The 20,820-nt window shown below is 58.7% G+C and carries 20 protein-coding genes; 12 read left to right on the top strand and 8 right to left on the bottom strand.

From position 1 onward, the window contains the following. The first annotated feature begins 727 nt into the window (after nucleotides 1–727). The 4 genes from A4C63_RS25035 to A4C63_RS25020 all read left to right on the top strand — a co-directional run bounded on the left by A4C63_RS25035 (nucleotide 728) and on the right by A4C63_RS25020 (nucleotide 4,909). Nucleotides 728–1,747, top strand: coding sequence for a YafY family protein (locus A4C63_RS25035; protein ID WP_063915124.1), 1,020 nt, complete (start codon nucleotides 728–730; stop codon nucleotides 1,745–1,747). 102 nt (nucleotides 1,748–1,849) lie between these two features. Continuing rightward, the gene (locus A4C63_RS25030; protein ID WP_063915123.1) at nucleotides 1,850–2,950 is read left to right on the top strand and encodes a hypothetical protein; all 1,101 of its coding nucleotides are present in this window, start codon (nucleotides 1,850–1,852) and stop codon (nucleotides 2,948–2,950) included. 64 nt (nucleotides 2,951–3,014) lie between these two features. Further along, nucleotides 3,015–4,637 carry a hypothetical protein gene (locus A4C63_RS25025; RefSeq protein ID WP_063915122.1) on the top strand — a complete coding sequence of 541 codons (1,623 nt, stop codon included), beginning with the start codon at nucleotides 3,015–3,017 and terminating at the stop codon, nucleotides 4,635–4,637. Between the two features lie 2 nt (nucleotides 4,638–4,639). After that, complete coding sequence (locus A4C63_RS25020; RefSeq protein WP_063915121.1) at nucleotides 4,640–4,909, top strand: YkgJ family cysteine cluster protein; 270 nt, start codon at nucleotides 4,640–4,642, stop codon at nucleotides 4,907–4,909. A 9-nt stretch (nucleotides 4,910–4,918) separates the two neighbouring features. On the opposite strand, the gene A4C63_RS25015 is transcribed toward A4C63_RS25020, so the two are convergent. Both A4C63_RS25015 and A4C63_RS25010 read right to left on the bottom strand, forming a co-directional pair. Next, a complete protein-coding gene (locus tag A4C63_RS25015) occupies nucleotides 4,919–6,112 on the bottom strand; it encodes an ATP-binding protein (RefSeq protein ID WP_063915120.1) in 1,194 nt (397 codons plus the stop codon). A gap of 356 nt (nucleotides 6,113–6,468) precedes the next feature. Beyond that, entirely contained in the window at nucleotides 6,469–7,287 is an 819-nt protein-coding gene (locus A4C63_RS25010) for a hypothetical protein (protein ID WP_256202979.1), read from the bottom strand. 226 nt (nucleotides 7,288–7,513) lie between these two features. On the opposite strand from A4C63_RS25010, the gene A4C63_RS25005 reads away from it, so the two are divergent. From A4C63_RS25005 to A4C63_RS24995, 3 genes are all read left to right on the top strand, one after another. Further along, entirely contained in the window at nucleotides 7,514–8,314 is an 801-nt protein-coding gene (locus tag A4C63_RS25005) for a hypothetical protein (protein ID WP_063915119.1), read from the top strand. 107 nt (nucleotides 8,315–8,421) lie between these two features. After that, nucleotides 8,422–9,699, top strand: coding sequence for a bifunctional O-acetylhomoserine aminocarboxypropyltransferase/cysteine synthase (locus A4C63_RS25000; protein ID WP_063915118.1), 1,278 nt, complete (start codon nucleotides 8,422–8,424; stop codon nucleotides 9,697–9,699). A 466-nt stretch (nucleotides 9,700–10,165) separates the two neighbouring features. Next, the gene (locus A4C63_RS24995) at nucleotides 10,166–10,747 is read left to right on the top strand and encodes a GNAT family N-acetyltransferase (RefSeq protein WP_063915117.1); all 582 of its coding nucleotides are present in this window, start codon (nucleotides 10,166–10,168) and stop codon (nucleotides 10,745–10,747) included. Here the strand turns inward: A4C63_RS24995 and A4C63_RS24990 are convergent. Continuing rightward, nucleotides 10,722–11,360: a LysE family translocator gene (locus tag A4C63_RS24990; RefSeq protein ID WP_063915116.1), complete on the bottom strand. Its 639-nt coding sequence runs from the start codon at nucleotides 11,358–11,360 to the stop codon at nucleotides 10,722–10,724. The two genes, A4C63_RS24995 and A4C63_RS24990, sit on opposite strands and share 26 nt — an antisense overlap. 112 nt (nucleotides 11,361–11,472) lie before the next feature. On the opposite strand from A4C63_RS24990, the gene A4C63_RS24985 reads away from it, so the two are divergent. Further along, nucleotides 11,473–11,916: an Lrp/AsnC family transcriptional regulator gene (locus tag A4C63_RS24985; RefSeq protein ID WP_063915115.1), complete on the top strand. Its 444-nt coding sequence runs from the start codon at nucleotides 11,473–11,475 to the stop codon at nucleotides 11,914–11,916. An 86-nt stretch (nucleotides 11,917–12,002) separates the two neighbouring features. On the opposite strand, the gene A4C63_RS24980 is transcribed toward A4C63_RS24985, so the two are convergent. Both A4C63_RS24980 and A4C63_RS24975 read right to left on the bottom strand, forming a co-directional pair. Next, a complete protein-coding gene (locus A4C63_RS24980) occupies nucleotides 12,003–13,394 on the bottom strand; it encodes an amino acid permease (RefSeq protein WP_063915114.1) in 1,392 nt (463 codons plus the stop codon). 80 nt (nucleotides 13,395–13,474) lie between these two features. Next, on the bottom strand, nucleotides 13,475–14,299 hold the full coding sequence (locus A4C63_RS24975) for a phytanoyl-CoA dioxygenase family protein (protein WP_063915113.1): 825 nt from the start codon (nucleotides 14,297–14,299) through the stop codon (nucleotides 13,475–13,477). 137 nt (nucleotides 14,300–14,436) lie between these two features. On the opposite strand from A4C63_RS24975, the gene A4C63_RS24970 reads away from it, so the two are divergent. Continuing rightward, nucleotides 14,437–15,345 (top strand): LysR family transcriptional regulator, encoded by a 909-nt coding sequence (locus A4C63_RS24970; RefSeq protein WP_063915112.1) that lies wholly within the window; start codon nucleotides 14,437–14,439, stop codon nucleotides 15,343–15,345. A gap of 133 nt (nucleotides 15,346–15,478) precedes the next feature. Here A4C63_RS24970 and glsB read toward each other — a convergent pair whose 3' ends face one another. Further along, the gene (glsB, locus tag A4C63_RS24965) at nucleotides 15,479–16,387 is read right to left on the bottom strand and encodes a glutaminase B (RefSeq protein ID WP_063915111.1); all 909 of its coding nucleotides are present in this window, start codon (nucleotides 16,385–16,387) and stop codon (nucleotides 15,479–15,481) included. Between the two features lie 213 nt (nucleotides 16,388–16,600). Between glsB and A4C63_RS24960 the strand changes: the two genes are divergently transcribed. Further along, a complete protein-coding gene (locus A4C63_RS24960; RefSeq protein WP_063915110.1) occupies nucleotides 16,601–17,638 on the top strand; it encodes a sensor domain-containing diguanylate cyclase in 1,038 nt (345 codons plus the stop codon). A gap of 52 nt (nucleotides 17,639–17,690) precedes the next feature. On the opposite strand, the gene A4C63_RS24955 is transcribed toward A4C63_RS24960, so the two are convergent. Together A4C63_RS24955 and A4C63_RS24950 are read right to left on the bottom strand one after the other, a co-directional pair. Continuing rightward, nucleotides 17,691–18,485, bottom strand: coding sequence for an NYN domain-containing protein (locus A4C63_RS24955; protein ID WP_063915109.1), 795 nt, complete (start codon nucleotides 18,483–18,485; stop codon nucleotides 17,691–17,693). A 221-nt stretch (nucleotides 18,486–18,706) separates the two neighbouring features. Beyond that, entirely contained in the window at nucleotides 18,707–19,369 is a 663-nt protein-coding gene (locus tag A4C63_RS24950; RefSeq protein WP_063915108.1) for an HD domain-containing protein, read from the bottom strand. Nucleotides 19,370–19,900: 531 nt separating this feature from the next. Between A4C63_RS24950 and A4C63_RS24945 the strand changes: the two genes are divergently transcribed. Beyond that, a complete protein-coding gene (locus A4C63_RS24945) occupies nucleotides 19,901–20,143 on the top strand; it encodes a hypothetical protein (protein ID WP_063915107.1) in 243 nt (80 codons plus the stop codon). A 165-nt stretch (nucleotides 20,144–20,308) separates the two neighbouring features. After that, entirely contained in the window at nucleotides 20,309–20,572 is a 264-nt protein-coding gene (locus tag A4C63_RS24940) for a DUF3077 domain-containing protein (RefSeq protein WP_003250694.1), read from the top strand. The last annotated feature ends 248 nt before the right edge of the window (nucleotides 20,573–20,820 follow it).

The following is a 20,820-nucleotide window of genomic DNA, read 5'->3' as shown; positions in this document are numbered from 1 at the left end:
GCTTTAGGCACCGCTGGCTATCAGTCTGCCATCCACTGCGCTCACCCTTTTGATTTTAATGGGGCGTGAAGACACAAGCTGGCCCAGCCCTTTGGGCTGCGCTGTCGCTTAGAAAACTGAATTCGCAAGCGGTCCGCGTACCCTGTGGGAGCGGCTTTAGCCGCGAAGAATCCAACGCGGTGCATGGCACCGGCTGCGCCGGTGTTCGCGGCTAAAGCCGCTCCCACAGGTTCCCTGCTAATTCAATGAGTTATGTGCAGTTCTATGAGAGCGGGCAAGCCCGCGAAGGCTCGCAAAGCGGCCAACAAGACTGCCGAGCAACGCTGCAGAAATTCCCAGGCCGGAATGCTGGCTCCTTGTCCACGATCACGTCCGCCTTCACGCTTCCAAACATGACCTGCGACACAGGCTGTCGCCCTCTTGGCAAAAGCTACCCACACCAAGCCAAGAGGAAAACAAGATGAAAGACCTGTTTGCAGTCATCGGCTTTGCCGTGGTGGTGAAGAAGGGATACGAGTGGTATCGCGAGTACAGCGAGCTCAAACGCGAAAAAGAGCAACGGCAGTGAGCCTGCAAAGCCCGCGTAATACCAAAGGCGATAAAAATTGACGCACAAATGCGCCATTAAACCGCCATCAGCACTAGCATATTGCCAGCATTCACCGGTACGATCCGCACAGCTAAATGTCGTGCCGGGCAGCCGGTGATCCAGAACAAGGTCGTTTTCATGTCACAAGCGAAGGACACGCTGCTCAGACTGTTTGCCTTGCTCCGTCTTATCCCGACAGAGCCACAGCGCATTGCCACCCCCACGTTGCTGGAGAAGCTTCGTGATCGCGGGTTTTCAGTCACGCTGCGTTCCATTCAACGCGACCTGAATCGGTTGTCGATCCCCTTTTCCCTCGTGTGCGACGACAGCGAGATGCCTTTCCGCTGGAGCTTCACCCGTAACGCACCCTTGCAGCTGCAAGACATGGATGCGCCTACGGCATTGGCGCTTTACCTGTCCGAAAACCATCTGCACGCCTTGTTGCCGCAAACCGTCCTGGACCAACTGGGCCCGCAGTTCCGCCGCGCCCGTAACTACCTGCATGGCGTAGGCGCCAACGGTTTGGCCGATTGGGCCCGGCGCGTTCGTGCACTGCCCAACGGCAAAACCTTGATCCCGGCGACTGTGTTGCCAGAGGTATGGGCGCAGGTGTCCAGCGCGTTGCTGGAGCGTCGACAACTGCAGGTGAGCTATCGAAGCCGCAGCAAAGATGCCATCAAGCAATTCCGCCTGCACCCGGCCGGGCTGGTATCGCGCCATGCCATCAGTTACCTGATTGCGACGGTTGATGACTACAGTGACTTGCGCCAGTTTGCATTGCATCGCATTCAGCAAATCGAAGTGCTCGGCGAACCGGCTGAGCTGCACAGCAGCTTCGATGTCGACGACTACATCGCCAGCGGCGTATTCAACCTGCGCCACTCAGACGCCCATGTAGAACTGATCGCCGATGTTCATCCACAGATCGCGACGTTGTTGCACGAGACGCCCCTCAGCCACCAACAGGAATTAAGTGACCTGCCTTCAGGGGACTGGAAGCGATTACGCGCCAAGGTGCCACTGGACCGGGAAACGCTGTGGTGGATATTCGCGCTCAACGACAACATCCGCCTACATGCCCCACAGGTCTGGGTCGATGAGATCCGCCAGCGCTTGCGCGCGATGCAAGCGTTCTACCTGGAGGCGTGCCCCGCCTGACCTCAACCCTGCAGTACGTTGTACTGATTTTCCGCTACCTCCGCTCAATGAGCGCGGAAGCAAACCTAGACAGATATCGATATTCACCAAAAGGACATTGCCATGCCGCTTCCTCTAATCCTCGGTGCCGCCGCTCTGGTTACGGCAGCTTATGGAGCCAAGAAAGGCTACGACGGATACCAACGTCATTCGGAAGCCGACGAAATTGTCAAAGGCGCCCAAGAGCGCTATGAGGCGAAGAAGGAAGTGTTTGACGAGCAGGAAACCAAAACCACTTCCGCTCTCGAAGCCTTGGGGAAAAAGGAACTGGAGATCGGCCAAAGCTTTGCTGAATTCAAGGTACTGGCCGACAAACTGCTGGATCAGATGAACGCCGGCCGCCAGCACAAACTGGAAGTCAACATTCCCAAGCACAACCTGCAAAAGGTCGATAGCTACAGCTTCACTGCTGTTGGCGTGCTGGGTACCGTAGCGGGTGCGGGTACCGCGGGCGCGGCAGCTGGCTTCGCCGTCTATGGTGGCGTAATGGCCTTGGGTGCGGCTTCGACCGGCACCGCCATTTCGTCGCTGGCTGGCGTTGCCGCTACCAACGCGACCCTGGCAGCAATCGGTGGCGGCTCTCTGGCTACTGGTGGCCTGGGCATGGCAGGCGGTACCGCAATTTTGGGCGCGGCAGTGGCCGCCCCGGTCCTGGCAATTGCTGGCTGGGCTTACAACAGCCACGGCGAGGAGGCGCTGAAAAACGCCCGCAAAGCCGACCAGGAAGTTACAGCGGCAGTCGGCAAGCTTGCCCGCGCCACCGAAATGCTCGGTGAAACAGAACACTACACACGCAAGATCCGTCGTTCGCTGATGTCCATCTACGCCCAGTTCAATCAGTACTTCGACAGCCTGAAGGACATCGACAGCTTCCTGCAGGACCTCAAAGGCCGCAACGTCGATGCCAAGGCGGAACTGGCCAAGCACAACGAGTCGATCGTGCGCACCATCGAAAACGGCTACGCCCTGGCGGCCATTCTGGTGAACGTCATCACCACCCCAATCTTCAAGCTCAAGAAGGTCAACGGTCAGGTCGTCAAGGACAAAGATGGCGTTCCGACCATGGAACTGGACAACGACGGTTCGATGGTCCTGAACGAGAGCGAACTCGACAAAGTGATGGTCAGCGCCAGCGCTGAAGCAGAAAAGGTCGAAGCAGCCTGATGCCCTCCCGGGGGAAGGCTCGCCTTCCCCACCTCCCCCCTTTTCGATTTTCATGGATCCGAACATGCACGCCGCAGCGCGAGACTATCCCTGGGCTGAAGAGCTCGAGAAAACCGTAGTCACCAGCCTGGCCACCAGTTTTGGCCTGGACTTTCTTTTGTTCCAGGACAAACACGGCGGCGAGGTGGACACCATCCACAATGCACGCAATGGCGTTTGGGCAACGGAGCAGGAGAAGCAACGCTTTGAAAAGCGCGGCGACTACAATCCGGATCCGTACCATCAGCACGAAAACTACATCGAGACAGGGCGCAGGGACAAAGCCACTCACCTGGCTGGCGAACTCCACGACCCTTACCGCAACACCACGTTGACTGCAGCACAGAAACGCAACCTTGATCACGTTATCAGTGCCAAGGAAATTCATGACGATGCCGGCCGCGTACTGGCCGGGTTAGACGGTGTAGAGCTGGCGAACCAAAGCAGCAACCTGCAGACAACCCACGAAAGCATCAACAAGTCGAAAGGCCAGACGCCTATCAATGACTACCTCCGCGATTTGCCCGAGCTGATCGGCAGAAGCGAAACCAAACTGGCAAAGGACCGAGCACGTCTGGCTTCCCTGCCGCGTGACACCCCCGAGCAACAGCACAATGCACGCGTGCTGGAAGATCAGATTCGCAAAGACGAAAACAAGATCGAAACGTTGAAGGCCATCGACCCCGATGAGATGCGCAAACGGGACGAGGCTGCCCGGGCGCCCTACAACGAACAGATCAACCGCGCCTATTACACAAGCAGCAAGTTCTGGAAGCAGAGCGCGTCCGCGTCGCTGGATGCAGGCCTGAAAATGGGCGCCCGCCAGATGCTCGGCCTGGTGCTGGCCGAAGTCTGGTTCGAATTGCGCGGGCAAGTGCCAACGCTGCTTGAAAAGCTCAAGCACAAGTTCGACTTCGAAACCTTCATCGACAGCGTCAACAGCACCTTGAAAGGCATCTGGACGCGTGTGCAAAAACGCTTCACAGATTTTCTCATTGGCTTCAAGGACGGCGTTTTCGCTGGTGTCATGGCCAGCGCAACCACCACGCTGTTCAATGTATTTGCCACGACCAAGGTCATGGCGGTGAAGATTATCCGCGAGGTCTGGGGCCAGTTGGTCAAGGCCATCAAACTGATGATCTTCAACCCGGAACAACTAGGCTTCGTCGACCTCTGCAAGGCCGTTACCAGCTTGATGTCCCTCGGTGCCGCCACTGTCGTGGGCACCATGGTGCATGCCCAACTGCTGCCCCTGTGCAGCTTCCCGTTCGGCGGTGAACTGGTGGCGTTTGCCAGCGCACTGGTCACCGGCGTAGTTACCCTGGGCCTGAACTACTTCCTGCTGCACAGCCCAGTGGCCCACAAGCTGTGGGCCTTCATCGAGTCGATCATGCCCCACGCCGGCGTGGTCAAGCACTTCGAGTCGGTCAACGCGGAGCTGGACCGTTACCTGACCGAGCTCGGCAAGCTTGAGTTCAACCTGGATGCTGATGAACTTGAAGCGTTCTCCCTGACACTGATGGCCTGCAACGATGAACTGCAGCGCGGCATGGTGCTGAAAGCAGAAGTGGTCAAACGCAACATCGAGTTGCCGTTTGAAATGGGCAATAGTGCGAGCACTCGCGACTGGCTTGCCTCGCTGGTGTAAGGATGCAGCCGTTTCCGTGTAACCAGTGCGGCCTGTGCTGCCGCAACGTTCACCTGGCCGAGGAAACACGCTTCCTCGACCGGGGGGACGGCACCTGTCGACATCATGACGTGCCCAGCAAGCGCTGCACGATCTACAACGAAAGGCCCGATATATGCCGGGTGGATCGGCAATATGAGCTGCACTATGCCAACCGGTATGGCTGGGATGAGTTTGTGAAGCTGAATGTTCAGGTATGTGAGGTGCTGCAAGAGCAGTCACCACAAGGCTAGATCTGTTGCCTAGGCCATCCGCCAATCATCGCCCGGCATGATGCGTCGCATGAACTCATCGAAGAGCGGCACCGTGAACGCCGTATCACCGTGGTTCGGGCTATAGATCATCCCTTTATCGATCAATGCACTGCGCAGCGGCGCGAGCGTGGAAACCTTCCGCTCCAGGCTCGCCGCAATATCTCCAGAGCGATGCGGACCGGCCCCCAGCTCCGCCATGCCACGCAGGTACTTCTTTTCCGCAAGCGTCAGGCGGTCAAAGCGCACCCGGAAGAAGCTTTCATCCAGTGTGGCAATCGCCTGCTCTGAAGCGGTTTCGACATCAGCGCTGGTAATGGGGCTCTGGGTGGCTACATCCCATGAGTGCTTGCCCCACTCCTGCAGGAAGTAGGGATAGCCCTGTGAATGCGCCAGCACACTTTCCAGCGCCGCCTCTTCGAATGCCACGCCTTCATCTTCTGCAGGCCGTACTACCGCAAACCTTGCGGCCTCAGGAGCAAGCGGGCCGATCTCTGGAAAATCGAACAGTCGCTCCGCATAGGATTTCGCGTTACCACAACGCCCGCGCAATTGAGGCAGGCCAGCCCCCACCAGCGTGACAGGTAACTGGCCCTGGGCACAGCGATGCAAGGCTGTAATCAATGCGGCCAACTGGTCTTCGGCAACGTACTGCAACTCGTCGATGAACATCACCAGCGCCGTGTCGGCGCGCTGTGCGGCCTTGCCGGCCTCCTCCAGCAAGGTCGCCAGGTCGCCTTCTAGGTCACCGTTATCAGCCAAGCCAGGTTCCGGCTCCAGGTCCAGGCCCACTTCTATGTCCGCGTAGGCAACCTTCAACGACTTTGCAAAACCGGCAAGGGCTCGCAACCCCCGTTGAGCCAGGTCCCGAGCCGCTTCCACCCGGCTCAGGCGAAGCAACGCCAAGCGCAGTTGAGGCGCCAACAGTGCAGGTAGCGAACGGTTTTCCGGCGCCTCCATGCGTATGGCATGAACGCCCTCGGCCTCGGCTTCAATGCGCATTTTTTCGAGCAGTACAGTCTTGCCCACGCCGCGCAAGCCGACCATCAGCACGCTCTTCGCCGCTCGGCCCCGGCGAATGCGGGCGATTGCGATGCTTACCTGCTTGAGCAATGCGTCGCGACCAGCCAATGCCGGCGGCGGCGCGCCTGCTCCCGGGGAATAGGGATTAGCGATCGGGTCCATGACTTATACCGAGATTAGGAAAGTTATCGAATTTTGATAACTTAACTAATCTCGCTTGATCTGGCAACGCGAGATACTCTTGCTTTCATGAAACTGCCCATGACTAATTGAATTAGCAGGGACATTGTGGGAGCGGCTTTAGCCGCGAACACCGGCGCAGCCGGTGCCATGCACCGCGTTGGATGCTTCGCGGCTAAAGCCGCTCCCACAGGGGTACGCGGACCGCTTGCGAACTCGCTTCTCTACGCGACAGCGCAGCTCAAAGGGCTGGGCGATTTCCCCACAGAGCACTACACGTGAGGGCGCGGGCTTCGATCTGCTCCCACCCCCACTCGGCGTTCCGGGGCGAAAAGCCGTCAGCTTGCGGCTGTGCCGCGCTCTTGCAGCAACTTGCGGGCTTCGCGTGCCAGCCTGTCGAGGCGGTCGACCAACTCGACCATCACCTCCAGCGTGTCGGCCTCATCATCCCGCTCGTGATCCCTCCTGACCGCAGCAATGCATTCACGCATGGCGGGCGACCAGCGCTCCTCGGCTTCCTCAGCCAAAGCAATAAGGGTGTTGATGCCACGCCGCGCACCCGATGTAATGTCCTGTGCCTCGGCGGCGAAATCCGAAGGTGTTGCCGTTCGCACTTCCGGCTCATAGGCACTGTCTTCGACAACGGCTTCCACCTCTGCCTCATCAGCCGGGCAGGCGGCTTTGACCAACGCATCGGTCAGCTCGCGAATGTCATCACTGAGGAACTGCACGGTAGCCAGGTGCGTATTGCGCCGCGGAGCCTGCGGCAGGAAGAACTGCACCTGCTCGCCCTCCCCCAGCACCGCGTCGCTCCATTCACGCAAGGTCTGCCCGTAGCTGAAGCGCGGGTAGTTGACCCGCGGATAGAGGCGCTCGATGACTTCATCGCTGAGCGAGCTTGGGTCAACCATCACCCCGTATTTGTGCAGCAGGTCGAAGGCGACTTTGTAGCGCGGGGCCAGAAGCTTGCGGTTGATGCCCTGGTGGAACGGCGCGGACAGCGTGCGCATTGCATTGTTCAGGGTACGGTTATCCAGCACCCCGACGAGCTCACCCAATGTATCAGCGTCGCTGGCCCCTTCTGGTACGACCCAATCGGCCATCAAGGCGCGTGCTTCGTCCAGCGCCTGGGTAATCGTTTTTACAGCGTGCGGCATGGGAAATCCCTTTTATCGAGCGTCCATGCACAGGGCCTGGAGCACTGCGTGATGTCTTTTTGATATTGCGGCGCAGATTGCCAATTTATACCGGCCTCGGCAAGCGTACGTATGGGCTGCGATAGCAGCATTGCCAACGCTGAAGGGCTATCCTGCCGCGGTCGGCTCGGTGATAGTATTTTGCCGCACGACCAACTCTGGCCCCTTCGACAACCGAGGCAATGGAATGAAATATGGCGCCGATCATGGCCTGGACGAGTATCAGATCGCCGAACGCGACCAACTGATCGAGAGCATCAAACAAGGGCTGCGCAATTTCGAGGACGCCTACGGCCTTGACTTGCCGCTGGTTCGCTTCGAGCGGTTGCTTGAGCCTGGCATTCCAGGCAACGTGGTGTATGACGGTCGCCAGCCTGTTTACGATGAGGCCTGGGCCAGGAAAAAGCGGGACTATGTCTTCAAGGAACTGCTCGACTACCTCACCAAGCTCATCGTGCGAAACGTTGCCGCCATGGGGCGAAATGATGATCGCCTGATCGGTAGTTCGTATGCAGTGGCGCTCAAGCTGTGCACCTCTTACCCCGTGAAGAACGAAGTCGGGTTTGCGCAAGAAGAGGATAGCTTCCGCCTGCGATGCGACACCGGCAAGCTGGGGCTGACATTCCAGGACATCGTCGGTCGTGTGTGTGATGAGTATGAGGAAAACTACAAAACCTACCGCCTGTGGAATGACCACGCACTACAACTGCTGGCGCAGTACCTGTTCAGGGGCGCGTGGGATAGCACCGTCTTTGAAGAGGGCGCCTTGTGGGTAGAACTGAGCAGTGAAGGCGAGCCTGTCAGCCTTGAGACGTTTATCGAGGCCGTAGACGAGGCCCTGCTCAATTTGCCGCTGGAGCGCCTGACAGAGGCCAGCTTCCCGGACTATACCGGGGTCATATTCAGCGAGTACGTACCAGCGGAAAACCTTTCGCCGGCGCAGAAAGAGGCGCTTTACCGTCAGTATGTCGACATACTGGCCCAGTAAAACGGCAGGATAAATACGGTTCAAGGGTGCCATCACGACGCCCTTGACCCGCTTCAACCCACCGCCGCATGCTTGGTCGCTTCCACCCACGCTCAAGGAACGATTGCATGAAGCTGGAAACTCTTGCCATCCATGCGGGCTTCAGCCCCGACCCGACCACCCGCGCGGTGGCCGTACCGATCTACCAGACCACCTCCTTCGCCTTCGACGACACCCAGCACGGCGCCGACCTGTTCGACCTGAAGGTGGCCGGCAACATCTACTCGCGCATCATGAACCCCACCAACGATGTGCTCGAAAAACGCATGGCCGCCCTGGAGGGCGGGGTTGGTGCGCTGGCAGTGGCCTCGGGCATGGCGGCCATCACCTACGCCATCCAGACCGTCGCCGAGGCCGGCGACAACATTGTCTCGGTGGCCAAGCTGTACGGCGGCACCTACAACCTGCTGGCCCACACCCTGCCGCGCATGGGCATCCACACCCGCTTCGCCGCCCATGACGACATCGCCGCCCTCGAAGCGCTGATCGATTCGCGCACCAAGGCGGTGTTCTGCGAGTCCATCGGCAACCCTGCCGGCAATATCGTCGATATCGCCGCGCTGGCCGAGGCCGCCCACCGCCACGGTGTGCCGCTGATCGTCGACAACACCGTGGCCACCCCGGTGCTGTGCCGGCCGTTCGAGCATGGCGCCGATATCGTCGTGCACTCGCTGACCAAGTACATCGGCGGCCACGGTACCAGCATCGGCGGCATCGTCATCGACTCCGGCACGTTCCCCTGGGCCGACAACAAGGAACGCTTCGCCCTGCTCAACACCCCCGACCCGTCCTACCACGGCGTCACCTACACCGAAGCCTTCGGCCCCGCCGCCTTCATCGGCCGCTGCCGCGTGGTGCCGTTGCGCAACACCGGCGCCGCACTGTCGCCGTTCAACGCCTTCCTGATCCTGCAAGGCCTGGAAACCCTGGCCCTGCGCATGGAGCGCCACACCGAGAACGCGCTGAAGGTCGCCCGCTACCTGCAAGCCCACGAGCAGGTGGCCTGGGTGAAGTACGCAGGGCTGCCCGACCACCCCGAGCATGAACTGGCCCAGCGCTACACCGGTGGCAAGCCGGCGTCGATCCTGTCGTTCGGCATCAAGGGCGGCCAGGCGGCCGGTGCGCGCTTCATCGATGCGCTGCAGCTGGTGGTGCGCCTGGTGAACATCGGCGACGCCAAGTCGCTGGCCTGCCACCCCGCCTCCACCACCCACCGCCAGCTCAACGACGAGGAACTGGAGAAGGCCGGCGTCCCAAGGGACATGGTGCGTCTGTCGATCGGCATCGAGCACAGCGACGACATCATCGCCGACCTGGCCCAGGCACTGGAGGCCAGCCGCGGCTGATTCGCCTGCGCCCTACCCAATGCCGACGGCGGGCGCACCTTCATCAAGCCTGCATACACCCGCATGGCCTGCCGATTGCAGGCAAGCCAGTTGTCATGGCGCTGCACATGACTCATTGGATTGGCAGGGACACTGTGGGAGATTGCCCAGCCCTTTGGGCTGCGCTGTCGCACAGGGAACAATGTTCGAGAGCGTGTCACTTTCCCTTGTGGGAGCGGGCGTGCCCGCGAAACAGCCAACGCGGTGTATGACACCGGCTCCGCCGGTGTTCGCGGGCTCGCCCGCTCCCACAAAAACTGCGCAAGCCTTTAAAGCTTGCACAAGACAGTTAGTCCCACAGGTACGCGGACCGCTTGCGAATTCAGTTCTCCAAGCGACAGCGCAGTCCAAAGGGCAGTGAACGCTCGACACCAACGAATCCATCACAGACCATTAAAAGCCAAACGGATGCCCAGGAACGAATGCCATGGATCGCCTTCCGACGCTGTTCACCGATCGTCTTGTTCTCACGCCACTCCAGTTGCAGGATGCCCCCGTCATCCAGGAGTTGTTCCCCCAATGGGAGGTAGTGCGCTATCTGGATCGTCGTGTCCCATGGCCGTATCCAGAGGATGGCGCGCTGGTCTATGTGCGTGATGTCGCCCTGCCGGCCATGGCAGCGTGTCGTGAATGGCACAGGATGATCCGCCTGCGCAACGACGCCGTGTGCACCATTGGCAGCATCAGCCTGTTTGAACAGCCTGGAAACAACAGAGGCTTCTGGCTTGCGCCCCAGTGGTGGGGAAAAGGCTATATGCGTGAAGCATGTCGGGTCATCAACGCGTATTGGTTCGAGACATTGTCGCGTCCGCTCATGCAGGTCCCCAAAGCGGTTGCCAACCATGCGTCCCGCAGGGTCTCAGAGAATGAAGGCATGCGCATGGTGGGCGTGCGGGACGGTGATTTTGTCTGCGGGCAGATGCGCGTCGAAATATGGGAGATGACACGGGCTGAGTGGCTTGCAGGCATTTGTTCGACATCTGCTACAAGACCAGGCGCAACCCGATGACCACCTGGGCAAAGCCAAAGGTGCCGATAGCGACTGCGGACATTGCAGAGATGACCCGCATGAACGAGACGGACATCTTCTTGCGCAAAGCCGCCGTCAGCCCACTCAGGCACAGCCACCACGCAGCAGATCCCAAGAAGACTCCAGCCAGCATTGAGCAGGTGCCAAACCACATTGCTTCACCCGCCTGCGGCTCGCCGGACAGCGGGTCGAGTGCCGCAAAAATGGCAATGAAGGCCAATATTGTCATGGGGTTGGACAGGGTTAACCCGAACGCTGTCAGGAAGTCGCGAGTGACTGCCGTAGAGGCTGCCACCACTGCTGCATGCTTGGGTTTCAGCACGTCGCGGGCAATACCCCAGGCCAGCCACATCAGGAACGCACCACCAACCACCTTCAGAAGCATTGCCAGCGACGGAGCAGACAGGGCCACCCCGGTAATGCCGACTGCCCCGAGCACCCCATAGAGAGCGTCGGCGGTTGCAGCCCCCAACCCTGTCGCAAGTCCTGAACGAAAGCCACGCTTCAGGCTCCGTTGGACGCAGAGCAGGCCAATCGGGCCGACGGGTGCAGCGATTGAAAAGCCAATGACAAGCGCCTTGATGAACAACATGAGCCCCTCCATACGGTACGCGTCGACCATGGAGGCATGGTAGGCATGGCTTGGGTGGGGCAGAATGGGTTTTCTAAGGAAGATTCGTCTTTTACCTAAGGAATTAAGCCACATGGATGACATTGACTGGAAAATCCTTGATCGCCTTCAGGGCAACGGTCGCATGACCTATACAGAGCTTGCACGGCACGTCCACCTTTCGGTGCCAGCCGTCACCGAGCGAGTCAAGCGCCTTGAGGAAGAGGGAGTGATCGAGGGCTATGCGGCGCGGGTCAACCCGATAAAAGCGGGCTATCTGGTCGGGGCCATATTAGCCATGACAGTACCCCAACCGGCCAAGGCAAAATTCCTCAAGCTGCTAGGGTCGATACCGGAAGTGCTGGAGTGCCATCACATAACAGGGGCAGATTCCTACATCTTCCGTGTAGTCGCCGCCAGCATGAGCGATTTGGAGCGGCTGATCGAAAAGATCAACATCTATGGAGAGACGCGAACGTCCATCGTGATGTCTACCCCGATCCCCGCACGGGCACTTGAACGCCCCACTCGATCGTGATCCGAAGTGGTTTGAAGGTATACGCCTGGCCATGCATCAGAGACGCGTCGCGGCAGTCCCTTGCCGGACGCTGACGGTTCAATGCCTCAAGCGTTGGCCGACACTTGTCGTGGCGCACGCACACCCCACAACCAGTAACCCAGGGATAGCAGCACCAACCAGCCAACCCCGACATACATGGCTGTGCGGCTGGCCGGGAACCAACCGAGCACGCCAAAAATGAACACCATGAAAGCAATCGCGCAAGCCGGCCCTACCGGCCACAGTGGCACACGATAATCCAGCGCAGCCGCCTCCTCCTTGCTCATGCCGCGCCGCATGGCCACCTGAGAAAGCAGGATCATCAACCAGACCCAGACAATGGAGAACGTGACCACCGCAGCGAGCACCAGGAACAAGTCTTCTGGCACCAGGTAGTTCAATACCACGCCCAGAAGCAGCGCAACGCCCATCACTGCAACCGTCATCCACGGCACACCGAAACGCGACAACGATGCGAAACCGGCAGGTGCCTGGCCGTCCTGAGCCATGCCGTACATCATGCGCCCAGCGCTGAAGATGTCGCTATTAATTGCTGAAACAGCCGCTGAAATGACCACGATGTTCAACACGGTTGCCGCTGAACTGATACCAAGACCACTGAAGATCTGCACGAACGGGCTACCGTGGCTGCCAATGCTGGTCCAAGGGTAAATGGCCATGAGTACGAACAGGGTAAGAATGTAGAACAGCAGGATGCGGAAAGGCACCGAGTTGATAGCCTTGGGCAGCACGCGCTTTGGGTCCCTTGCCTCGCCTGCGGTGATGCCGATCATTTCGACCCCGCCAAAGGCGAACATCACGACAGTGAAGGAAGCGATCATCCCACTGACGCCATTAGGGAAGAACCCACCATGGCTCCACAGGTTCGAGATTCCGGCAACCGTGCCTGCCTCGTCATTCAACTGGATACCCAGTAGCAGCACTGCCGCGCCTGCCACAATCATGGCAACGATCGCAGTCACCTTCAGCAACGACAGCCAGAACTCCATCTCCCCGAACACTTTCACGCTGCACAGGTTCAGCGCCCCGATAAAGAACACTATCCCCAGCACCCAGATCCACGCGGGCGTTTCAGGGAACCACAGCCCCATGTAAACGCCAAAGGCCGTCACGTCTGCCAGGCACACCACCAACATCGAGAACGCGTAGCTCCAACCGGTCAGAAAGCCAAAGTAGCGCCCCAGGTATTGGCTGGCATAGTGGCCGAACGAACCTGACACCGGGTTATGAACCGCCATTTCGCCAAGGGCGCGCATCATCATGTAAATGGCTGCGCCACCGATCAGATAGGCCAGCAGAACTGAAGGCCCTGCCAATTTGATTGCCGATGCCGAGCCATAAAACAGCCCGGTACCGATAGCAGAACCTAACGCCATGAAACGAATATGCCGGGTAGAGAGACCCCGCTTCAACTGGTGTGAAGATTGAGCGCTCATAGATACCTTCCTGGTTTTATTATCAGGTCCGCACAACGCTAATGCCGTGCGGTTTTATCAGGCACGCATTATTCCAATCATCAAGCCCTTGGCCACAGCACCGGAAACAGTTCGTGGTTCATTTCGGCACCGCTGGCCAGTTGCGTTTCCAGGCCAGGAAACGGTGGCGAGGTTTTCCACTGGCGCGGTGCGTGAGTGATGTCATCGCCCAGGAAACGCACCGAGAAAGCTCGACGCCGGCGATTGCCCCCGACACCGCCAGAGGCGTGCAAGGTGAGCATGTGGAAGAACACCGCGTCGCCTGGGGAGAGCGCCCAGCCGAGGATGTTCCAGGCGCTGCGATCGGCCTCGATATCCGGCAAGTCCGCAAGGCTGCCTTCCGGGAACCATTGCGCCTGGCTGTCGAGGAAGCTGCGTGGCATCAGCCATGGCCCAAGGTGCGAGCCCCCCACGAATTCAAGGGTGGACGCTCTCGAGACCGGGTCGACGGGCATCCACATGCTGCAGTTCTGGCGCCCGTCGATGTTGTAATAGGGCTGGTCCTGATGCCAGGGCGTTCGCTGGCGCGTGTTGGGTTCCTTGACCAGCAGGTGATCGTGATAAAGCCGGGCTGTCTCGCTGTTCATGAGTTGCGCTGCAACGCTACCCACCCGGCTTTCAAAGATGAACTGGCGATAGGCCGGAATATCACTCCAATTACAGAAGTCTTCAAAGAACCAACCCGGGTCATCAGGGCGGCTCGCCACTTTAGCGCGCTCGCTTGGGGCCTTCAGGTTCTGTTCGATGCCGGTTTCGAGCAGTGCAACTTCTTCCGGCGTGAACAAATTACGTACGCAGACGGCACCATCGCGCTGGAAAGCCTCGATGGTTTCTTCACTTAGTTGAAATTCGGCGGTCTGTTTCATAAGCACCCTTTGGTCTTTTTATTGGGCAACAGCACCACTGCCAAGTATCAAGCGGAACAAGCAAGGTGCACCGCGAGTATTGCTTTTCAGCTACGATAGGAAAAGAATATATTTCCTAATCCCGAGTATAGGAAAAGATGATAGGGTTCTCGTTCAGACAGCTCGAGTACTTCGTCGCCGTGGCCGAACACGGCAGCATCAGCGCTGCGGCGAGAGCCCGGCACGTTTCGCAGCCATCGGTTTCGGTTGCGATTGCCCAGCTTGAAGAGGCGCTGAACGAGCGGCTGTTCCGGCGCCAGGTCAGCCGCGGGCTGGAGCTGACGTCAGCAGGTACGCGTTTACTGGCCCAGGCACGCGATATCATCGGCATGGCCATTGCCATGAATCAAAACGCGGATGCCACGCGAGGCTCGCTGCGCGGCAACCTGTCGCTTATCTGCTTTCAGGACTTGGGCCCCTATTACGCGCCGCGGCTGCTATCGAGCTTTCGCAAGCAGTATCCCGATGTGGAGGTCACGCTGTTCGAGACTGACCTGGCAGACGTACACCGCCACCTGAGCGCCGGCAAGGCCGAGCTCGCGCTGACGTATGACATAGGCCTCGATCCCTCGCTGCCGCGCCAGGTACTGGCTGAGTTGAAGCCCTACGCACTCATCGCCACCGACCATCGCCTGGCCCAGCTGGCAGCGATACCGCTGCATGAGCTGGCGCAGGAGTGTTTGATTCTTGAGGACATCGCACAAACGCGTGAGTATTTTCTTTCGCTGTTTTGGGCGCATAACCTGCAACCGCGCACTCAGCAATTTACCCAGACCTTCGAGATGCAACGGGGGCTCGTCGCGCATGGCTACGGGGTTGCCCTGTCATGCACCCGGCCCGCCGGGGACCACTGCTATGACGGTACACCGCTGTTGTGCCGGCCATTGCTGGAAGAGGTATCACCGCAAAAAGTGGTGCTGGCCCAATCAGGTGCGATGCACCCATCGCCGGTGGCGGAGGCGTTCAAGGGTTGGGTTGCTCGGGAGATAGCCAGTGGCGGTACCTGAGGTCGCTCACTCAAGAAAGCGCCCCTGTGGGAGCGGGTTCACCCGCGAACACCGGCACAGCCGGTGCCATACACCGCGTTGGACTCTTCGCAGGTGTCACACCGCCACTTCGCACAACAAGCGAGCCCGCCGATCAGAACACCGACCACCCAATCCGTGAACTGAGCAACTCAAGCGCCGCCATCCCAGCCAGGGAGTTACCCGCAGCATTCAACTCCGGCGACCACACGCACACCGTGAATTGCCCCGGCACGATCGCCACAATCCCGCCCCCCACGCCACTCTTGCCCGGCAACCCCACCCGATAGGCGAAATTCCCTGCTTCGTCATACAACCCGCTGGTGGCCATGATCGAGTTCACCTGCTGGGTCTGGCGCCGGGTCAGAATCTGCTCACCGCTGTGCTTGCAGAACCCATCGTTGGCCAGGAAACAGAACGCCCGAGCCAAATCAAGGCAGTTCATCTGCAGCGCGCAGTAACTGAAATAGCTACGCAGCACAGCCTCCACCTCGTTATGGAAGTTGCCGAACGACTGCATCAGGTAAGCCATGGCCGCATTTCGCGCGCGGAATTGATACTCCGAATCGGCAACGCGGGCATCAATGGAAATGTGCGGATTGCCCGATAGCCGCCGAACGAAATCGCGCATCGACAACGTGGGCGCCGCAAAGCGCGACTGGTTGATATCGCAGATCACCAACGCACCCGCATTAATAAAGGGGTTGCGCGGCCGACCACGCTCGAACTCCAGCTGCACCAGCGAGTTGAACGGCTGACCGGAGGGTTCATGACCAAGCCGCTGCCAAATGGCTTCACCCGAGTGCCCAATCGCCTGAACCAGGCTGAACACCTTGGAAATACTCTGCACCGAGAACGGCACCAGCGCGTCGCCTGCGCAGTAATAACTGCCATCGTTGCCATAGACCGCGATGCCCAACTGGTTCGCCGGCACATCGGCCAACGCAGGAATGTAGTCAGCCACTTTGCCCTTGCCGATCAAGGGACGTACTTCTTCGAGAATCTCGTTCAACAGCGTTTGCATGGAAGGCCCTGTATCAGTCCCCAAGACGACGGCTAAGGGGTAGCATTCTTGACGAAGCTTGAGCGGAAGAAATCACACACTCGGCAAGAAATGCCCGGCCAATCCTGTAACCCGTGGCTTCTCGCCATCACCTATGCTGTGCTTGTTTTGAAAGATAGAGTACATGCACCCGCCAGGTGCAGAAGCAACTAACCAAGGACCGGAGTATCAAGAATGCCCGCTTGCCCTCTTCCCGCTGACGAAGCGCTTCGCCAGCGCACGCTCGATGACATGAACCTGGTCGATACGCCAGCCGAGCTTTACCTCGATACCCTGGTGCGGCTCACCCAGGACCTGGCTCATGTGGACACTGTGCTTATCAGCCTCATCGACCAGGACCGACAGTGGTTCAAGGCCCGCATAGGGCTTGAGGCAAGCGAGACGACGCGCAGTATTTCCTTCTGCGGCTACGCCATTCTCGGCGAGGATACCCTGATGGTGCCCGACGCCACGTGCGACGGGCGATTCGTCGATAACCCGCTCGTGCTGAACGCGCCCTATATCCGCTTCTACGCCGGCCACCCCCTGCGCGCCGGGAACGGTAAAGCCATCGGTACGCTGTGCATGTTCGACCCGCGTCCCCGCGTGCTCAGCGAGGCTCAGCAAGCGAACTTCAGGGACCTGGCCACGCTCGCCGAGGGATATCTGCAGCTGCGCACCTTGGCACAGGTGAACCGCGATCTGCGGCTTGAAATGGATCGCGAGCAGCGCAAGGCCCTGCTCGACCCTTTGACGCAACTGTGGAACCGCGGCGCGCTGACGGCGTTTGAAGACCATGAACGGCGATTGGCAGAGGTGAACGGCTTACAACTGGGTGCGGTTTATGCCGACCTGGATCACTTCAAGTCCATCAACGACAAGTACGGCCATGGCGGCGGCGACAAGGTGCTCTGCGAATCTGCCCGGCGCCTGCGCGCAGCACTCCGCCCTGATGACCTGCTGGTGCGCCATGGGGGTGAGGAGTTTGTCGCTATTTTGCAGGTTAAGGATAGCGAAGAGCTGACGCGGATTGCTGAGCGGATTCGCGAACAGGTGGGTGCCAGCCCGATGCAGTTGCCTTGTGGCCAACTGAAGGTGAGCGTGAGCGTAGGGTGCACCCTGTTTGCCAAGGGTGAAACGCTGGATGACGCACTGGAACGTGCTGACAAGGGGCTTTATGACGCCAAGCAGAATGGACGAAACCGGGTTGTGTATGTAGCGCCGTCACTCTGAGCCGAGCACGATCAGGGCTGTACGGCATTTCTTCTTGCACATCAGCCCGAACCTAACGGGAGGTTTTGTGGCGAACGTAAAGCGCAGCCGTGCCCCCGGAAACCGGCCGTGCCTGCAACTCGAATACATGTGGATGGCCCTTGATCAAATCGCTCAGCTTCTTGAAACCATGCGTGCGCGAATCGAACTCAGGTCGAAGCTTGGTCATGTTGGCGCCCAACGCCCCCAGGTTCGCCCAGCCCTCCTCGTCAGCGAGATCGTCCAGAATCTTGCTGATAAAGCTAACTGGAGCTTTGGGCTTTTTACGAGCGACTACTTCTGTGTTCGGCTTACCCGTCCCCGCAGTAGCATCAACCTCCACTGCCACTTCCTCGCTGGCAGAAGGCAAGACCTCCTCCCGCAAAAGCTCGGTGTAGATAAACTTGTCACAGGCAGCCACGAATGGTTTCGGTGTTTTTTCCTCCCCAAACCCATAAACGGTCAGACCTTCCTCACGCATGCGCGAAGCTAGCCGAGTGAAGTCGCTGTCGCTCGAAACCAGGCAAAAACCATCAAAGCGTCGGGTGTAGAGCAGGTCCATCGCATCGATGATCAACGAGCTGTCGGTTGCGTTCTTCCCTTTTGTGTAGGCGAATTGCTGTATGGGTTGAATGGAGTAATCGAGAAGAACCTTTTTCCAGCCACCCAGTTGGGGGCCGGTCCAGTCGCCATAGATACGTTTCACGCTTGCCACACCGTACTTGGCAATTTCCTCGAACAGTCCCTCAACGATGGCGGCCGGGGCATTGTCGGCATCAATCAGTACAGCGAGGTGCTTCTGTGAGTGGTTCGCGCTGTAAGTGGCCATGATCCGTCCTTGAAAAGAATCAACCATATCGTCAACGGTTCCAGAAATCTCCCCTTTTCAATATCCAATCGAATCGGCTTGCGGGGGCTTCTAAGCCTGTATTACCTGATGCGGTCACTGGTAATCCATCCGGCCGCTGAACAGTGAGGAAAAATCGGCGGAAAAACAGCCACAGACCAATCGCATTCTTGAACTGTTAAAGAGTTTGGGGCTCACGCGCTTCAGCCGGCACCGCTGGCTCCAATCTCATCCATGAAATCCGCAAGAAACACTTCAAGCCGCGCATGACGCTCAGCAGCCAGCCGAGCCCCTTCAGCAGTTTTAAAGCCTGACGCAAGCTTGAGCAGCTTGGTATGAAAGTGCTCGACCGTATACGCCTTGTCCTGATACTCCCGGCCTCGCGCAGCGGGGTTCTCGAAATCGTACAGCGCCGACCCCATTCGCCCGGAAACGTAAAAACACCGGGCGATACCCACTGCACCTATGGCGTCCAGGCGATCGCTGTCCTGAAGAATCCTGGCCTCAAGGGTGAGTGGTTCGAAGCCAGCCGAGTAGCTGTGGGTTTTGACTGCATGCGCCACCTGCTCGATGCGCTGCAAGGGCCAGCCCATATCAGCCAGGATTGACGCCGCCCTTTGTGCGGACAGCGTTGACGCCTGCCCGCGCAAGGGCGAGTTCTTTTCTACTGAGACACAATCATGCAGCACAGTCGCTGCAAGCAGCACTTCCAGGTCGCCGCCTTCTACGCGCTGTATACGTTGCGCGTTGACCCATACGCGATGGATGTGGGACAGGTCGTGGGAGCCATCTGGCTGGTCAGCCGGTAAATACTTCAGCAGGTCAGCGGCAAAGCGCTGGAAAGGGGCAAAAGCTTCGATAGTCATCTTCGGTGCATTCCATGGGCTGTTACTTGGCGTCCGTTGTCAGAGGCTGGCCCGTGACCTGCCTTGGTGCAGATGCGAACGGGTCAGTTTCAAGGCTTGAGTGGTGAAAGTCCATGCTGAACCGTTTGTTGGCACCGCGACATAACTGGATACAGGGATTCGTGAGTGGAAAGCTTTTTGAGAGCCACAACCCGTTAACAGAGCAGCCGGCGTTGCATGCTTTGAAGGTGAATGAGCAAAAAAAGTCAGAATTAACCCCTTCCTTGTAGGCCATTTCCCAAAGATACTCCCCAACCGTGTTTTTCGTTGCGGGCGTTTTTTCTGCGTTCTAGTCTCGGTCCGTCGTTGCATATCAACGACCGGCTTTGACAGGCCGCGACGATACACAGGGCATACCCGTTTATGGCGGTTGTGCATGGGGCACGCTCGCGTGCGCCGGTTTCTGTGTTCGCCGGTCTGTCAACCCATGCACAGCTGCCACCTTTCCGTTTGACAGCGGGCTGGCGGTGGCCCCACCGAGAACACAGTACGATGCTAAAAATAGTTCCTGATCCACCCCATACTCTCCAATCCCTCGAAGATACCCTGATCCAGGCCACGGATTATGCGCTCTGTGCTGCGACCGTCGTGCATCAGGCAATGCTGCTGCAGCCCAAATCGCCTGCGTCGATTCTGATGATGGCCTCGATGCATGAGCTGGAGACGCTGCGAGCTTTGCTTGAATCTGCGCTGGTCCAAGTACAGATGCCCACTGAGCCTAGGACTTTGCACTAAGGCTTCATTAATGTTTCGCCTGGGCTGCCCCTATCGCGAGCAAGCCGGGCTCCTGCATGGATCTGAGCTACGCCACAGATCTCGCGGCCTATGCAGTACCTGTGGGAGCTGGCTTGCCGGCGATGAGGCTAGACCAGGCACTAGAGATTTCGGGGAGATAGAACAATGTCCACAGAAGAAACCAAATTCACCGTCGGCAAAACCACCTTCTACCAAGGTGAAAACCAGACCCATCCGCTGTTCCGCATCGAAGCAGGCATCCCCTGCCAGAGCGCCCGCGAACAGGCCTCGGAGCTGATGGGCTATGCACGAGATATGACCCTGGATGGGTTAATGGAAGACAAGCCCCAGCTGATCTGGGCTTCTCATTACCTCTGCGCATTGGCCAAAGCCCTGATGGATGATGCCGAGCTGGGCATGATGCGCTGAATCACCCTCCTCTCACTGGATGCCTTCAAAGCCTAAGTCCATACCCCGTTTTGAAGGCGCTCCAGCTACCCCACCTTCACACTGTGAGGCGGTCGGAGAAGACCGTCGGTAGAGGTTCCATGGCTTTAGCTCTTCTCAGCTTGATCATAGCTAGGATATGTAGTGGTCAACTAATCCTGGACACCGGATTAAGTTTTTACTCGGCAATCGCCGGAGGTAACCCACCGTTGAACTGATGCGGTCGGTCC

It is taken from the genome of Pseudomonas sp. p21, from assembly GCF_001642705.1.
Classification (GTDB): Bacteria; Pseudomonadota; Gammaproteobacteria; order Pseudomonadales; family Pseudomonadaceae; genus Aquipseudomonas.
The sequence above is the reverse complement of the archived record's forward strand: the minus strand, read 5'-3'. Positions and strand labels throughout refer to the sequence as shown.

Excerpts from the sequence above, each read along its gene's own strand:
- A4C63_RS24990 (WP_063915116.1), bottom strand. The coding sequence starts at position 11,360 with ATGTTGTTCATCAAGGCGCTTGTCATTGGCTTTTCAATCGCTGCACCC.
- A4C63_RS25015 (WP_063915120.1), bottom strand. The coding sequence starts at position 6,112 with ATGGACCCGATCGCTAATCCCTATTCCCCGGGAGCAGGCGCGCCGCCG.
- A4C63_RS25010 (WP_256202979.1), bottom strand. The coding sequence starts at position 7,287 with ATGCCGCACGCTGTAAAAACGATTACCCAGGCGCTGGACGAAGCACGC.
- A4C63_RS24985 (WP_063915115.1), top strand. The coding sequence starts at position 11,473 with ATGGATGACATTGACTGGAAAATCCTTGATCGCCTTCAGGGCAACGGT.
- A4C63_RS25025 (WP_063915122.1), top strand. The coding sequence starts at position 3,015 with ATGCACGCCGCAGCGCGAGACTATCCCTGGGCTGAAGAGCTCGAGAAA.
- A4C63_RS24995 (WP_063915117.1), top strand. The coding sequence starts at position 10,166 with ATGGATCGCCTTCCGACGCTGTTCACCGATCGTCTTGTTCTCACGCCA.
- A4C63_RS24950 (WP_063915108.1), bottom strand. The coding sequence starts at position 19,369 with ATGACTATCGAAGCTTTTGCCCCTTTCCAGCGCTTTGCCGCTGACCTG.
- A4C63_RS24975 (WP_063915113.1), bottom strand. The coding sequence starts at position 14,299 with ATGAAACAGACCGCCGAATTTCAACTAAGTGAAGAAACCATCGAGGCT.
- A4C63_RS24980 (WP_063915114.1), bottom strand. The coding sequence starts at position 13,394 with ATGAGCGCTCAATCTTCACACCAGTTGAAGCGGGGTCTCTCTACCCGG.
- A4C63_RS24940 (WP_003250694.1), top strand. The coding sequence starts at position 20,309 with ATGTCCACAGAAGAAACCAAATTCACCGTCGGCAAAACCACCTTCTAC.
- A4C63_RS25000 (WP_063915118.1), top strand. The coding sequence starts at position 8,422 with ATGAAGCTGGAAACTCTTGCCATCCATGCGGGCTTCAGCCCCGACCCG.
- A4C63_RS25035 (WP_063915124.1), top strand. The coding sequence starts at position 728 with ATGTCACAAGCGAAGGACACGCTGCTCAGACTGTTTGCCTTGCTCCGT.
- A4C63_RS25030 (WP_063915123.1), top strand. The coding sequence starts at position 1,850 with ATGCCGCTTCCTCTAATCCTCGGTGCCGCCGCTCTGGTTACGGCAGCT.
- A4C63_RS24955 (WP_063915109.1), bottom strand. The coding sequence starts at position 18,485 with ATGGCCACTTACAGCGCGAACCACTCACAGAAGCACCTCGCTGTACTG.
- A4C63_RS24970 (WP_063915112.1), top strand. The coding sequence starts at position 14,437 with ATGATAGGGTTCTCGTTCAGACAGCTCGAGTACTTCGTCGCCGTGGCC.
- A4C63_RS25020 (WP_063915121.1), top strand. The coding sequence starts at position 4,640 with ATGCAGCCGTTTCCGTGTAACCAGTGCGGCCTGTGCTGCCGCAACGTT.
- A4C63_RS24960 (WP_063915110.1), top strand. The coding sequence starts at position 16,601 with ATGCCCGCTTGCCCTCTTCCCGCTGACGAAGCGCTTCGCCAGCGCACG.
- glsB (WP_063915111.1), bottom strand. The coding sequence starts at position 16,387 with ATGCAAACGCTGTTGAACGAGATTCTCGAAGAAGTACGTCCCTTGATC.
- A4C63_RS25005 (WP_063915119.1), top strand. The coding sequence starts at position 7,514 with ATGAAATATGGCGCCGATCATGGCCTGGACGAGTATCAGATCGCCGAA.
- A4C63_RS24945 (WP_063915107.1), top strand. The coding sequence starts at position 19,901 with ATGCTAAAAATAGTTCCTGATCCACCCCATACTCTCCAATCCCTCGAA.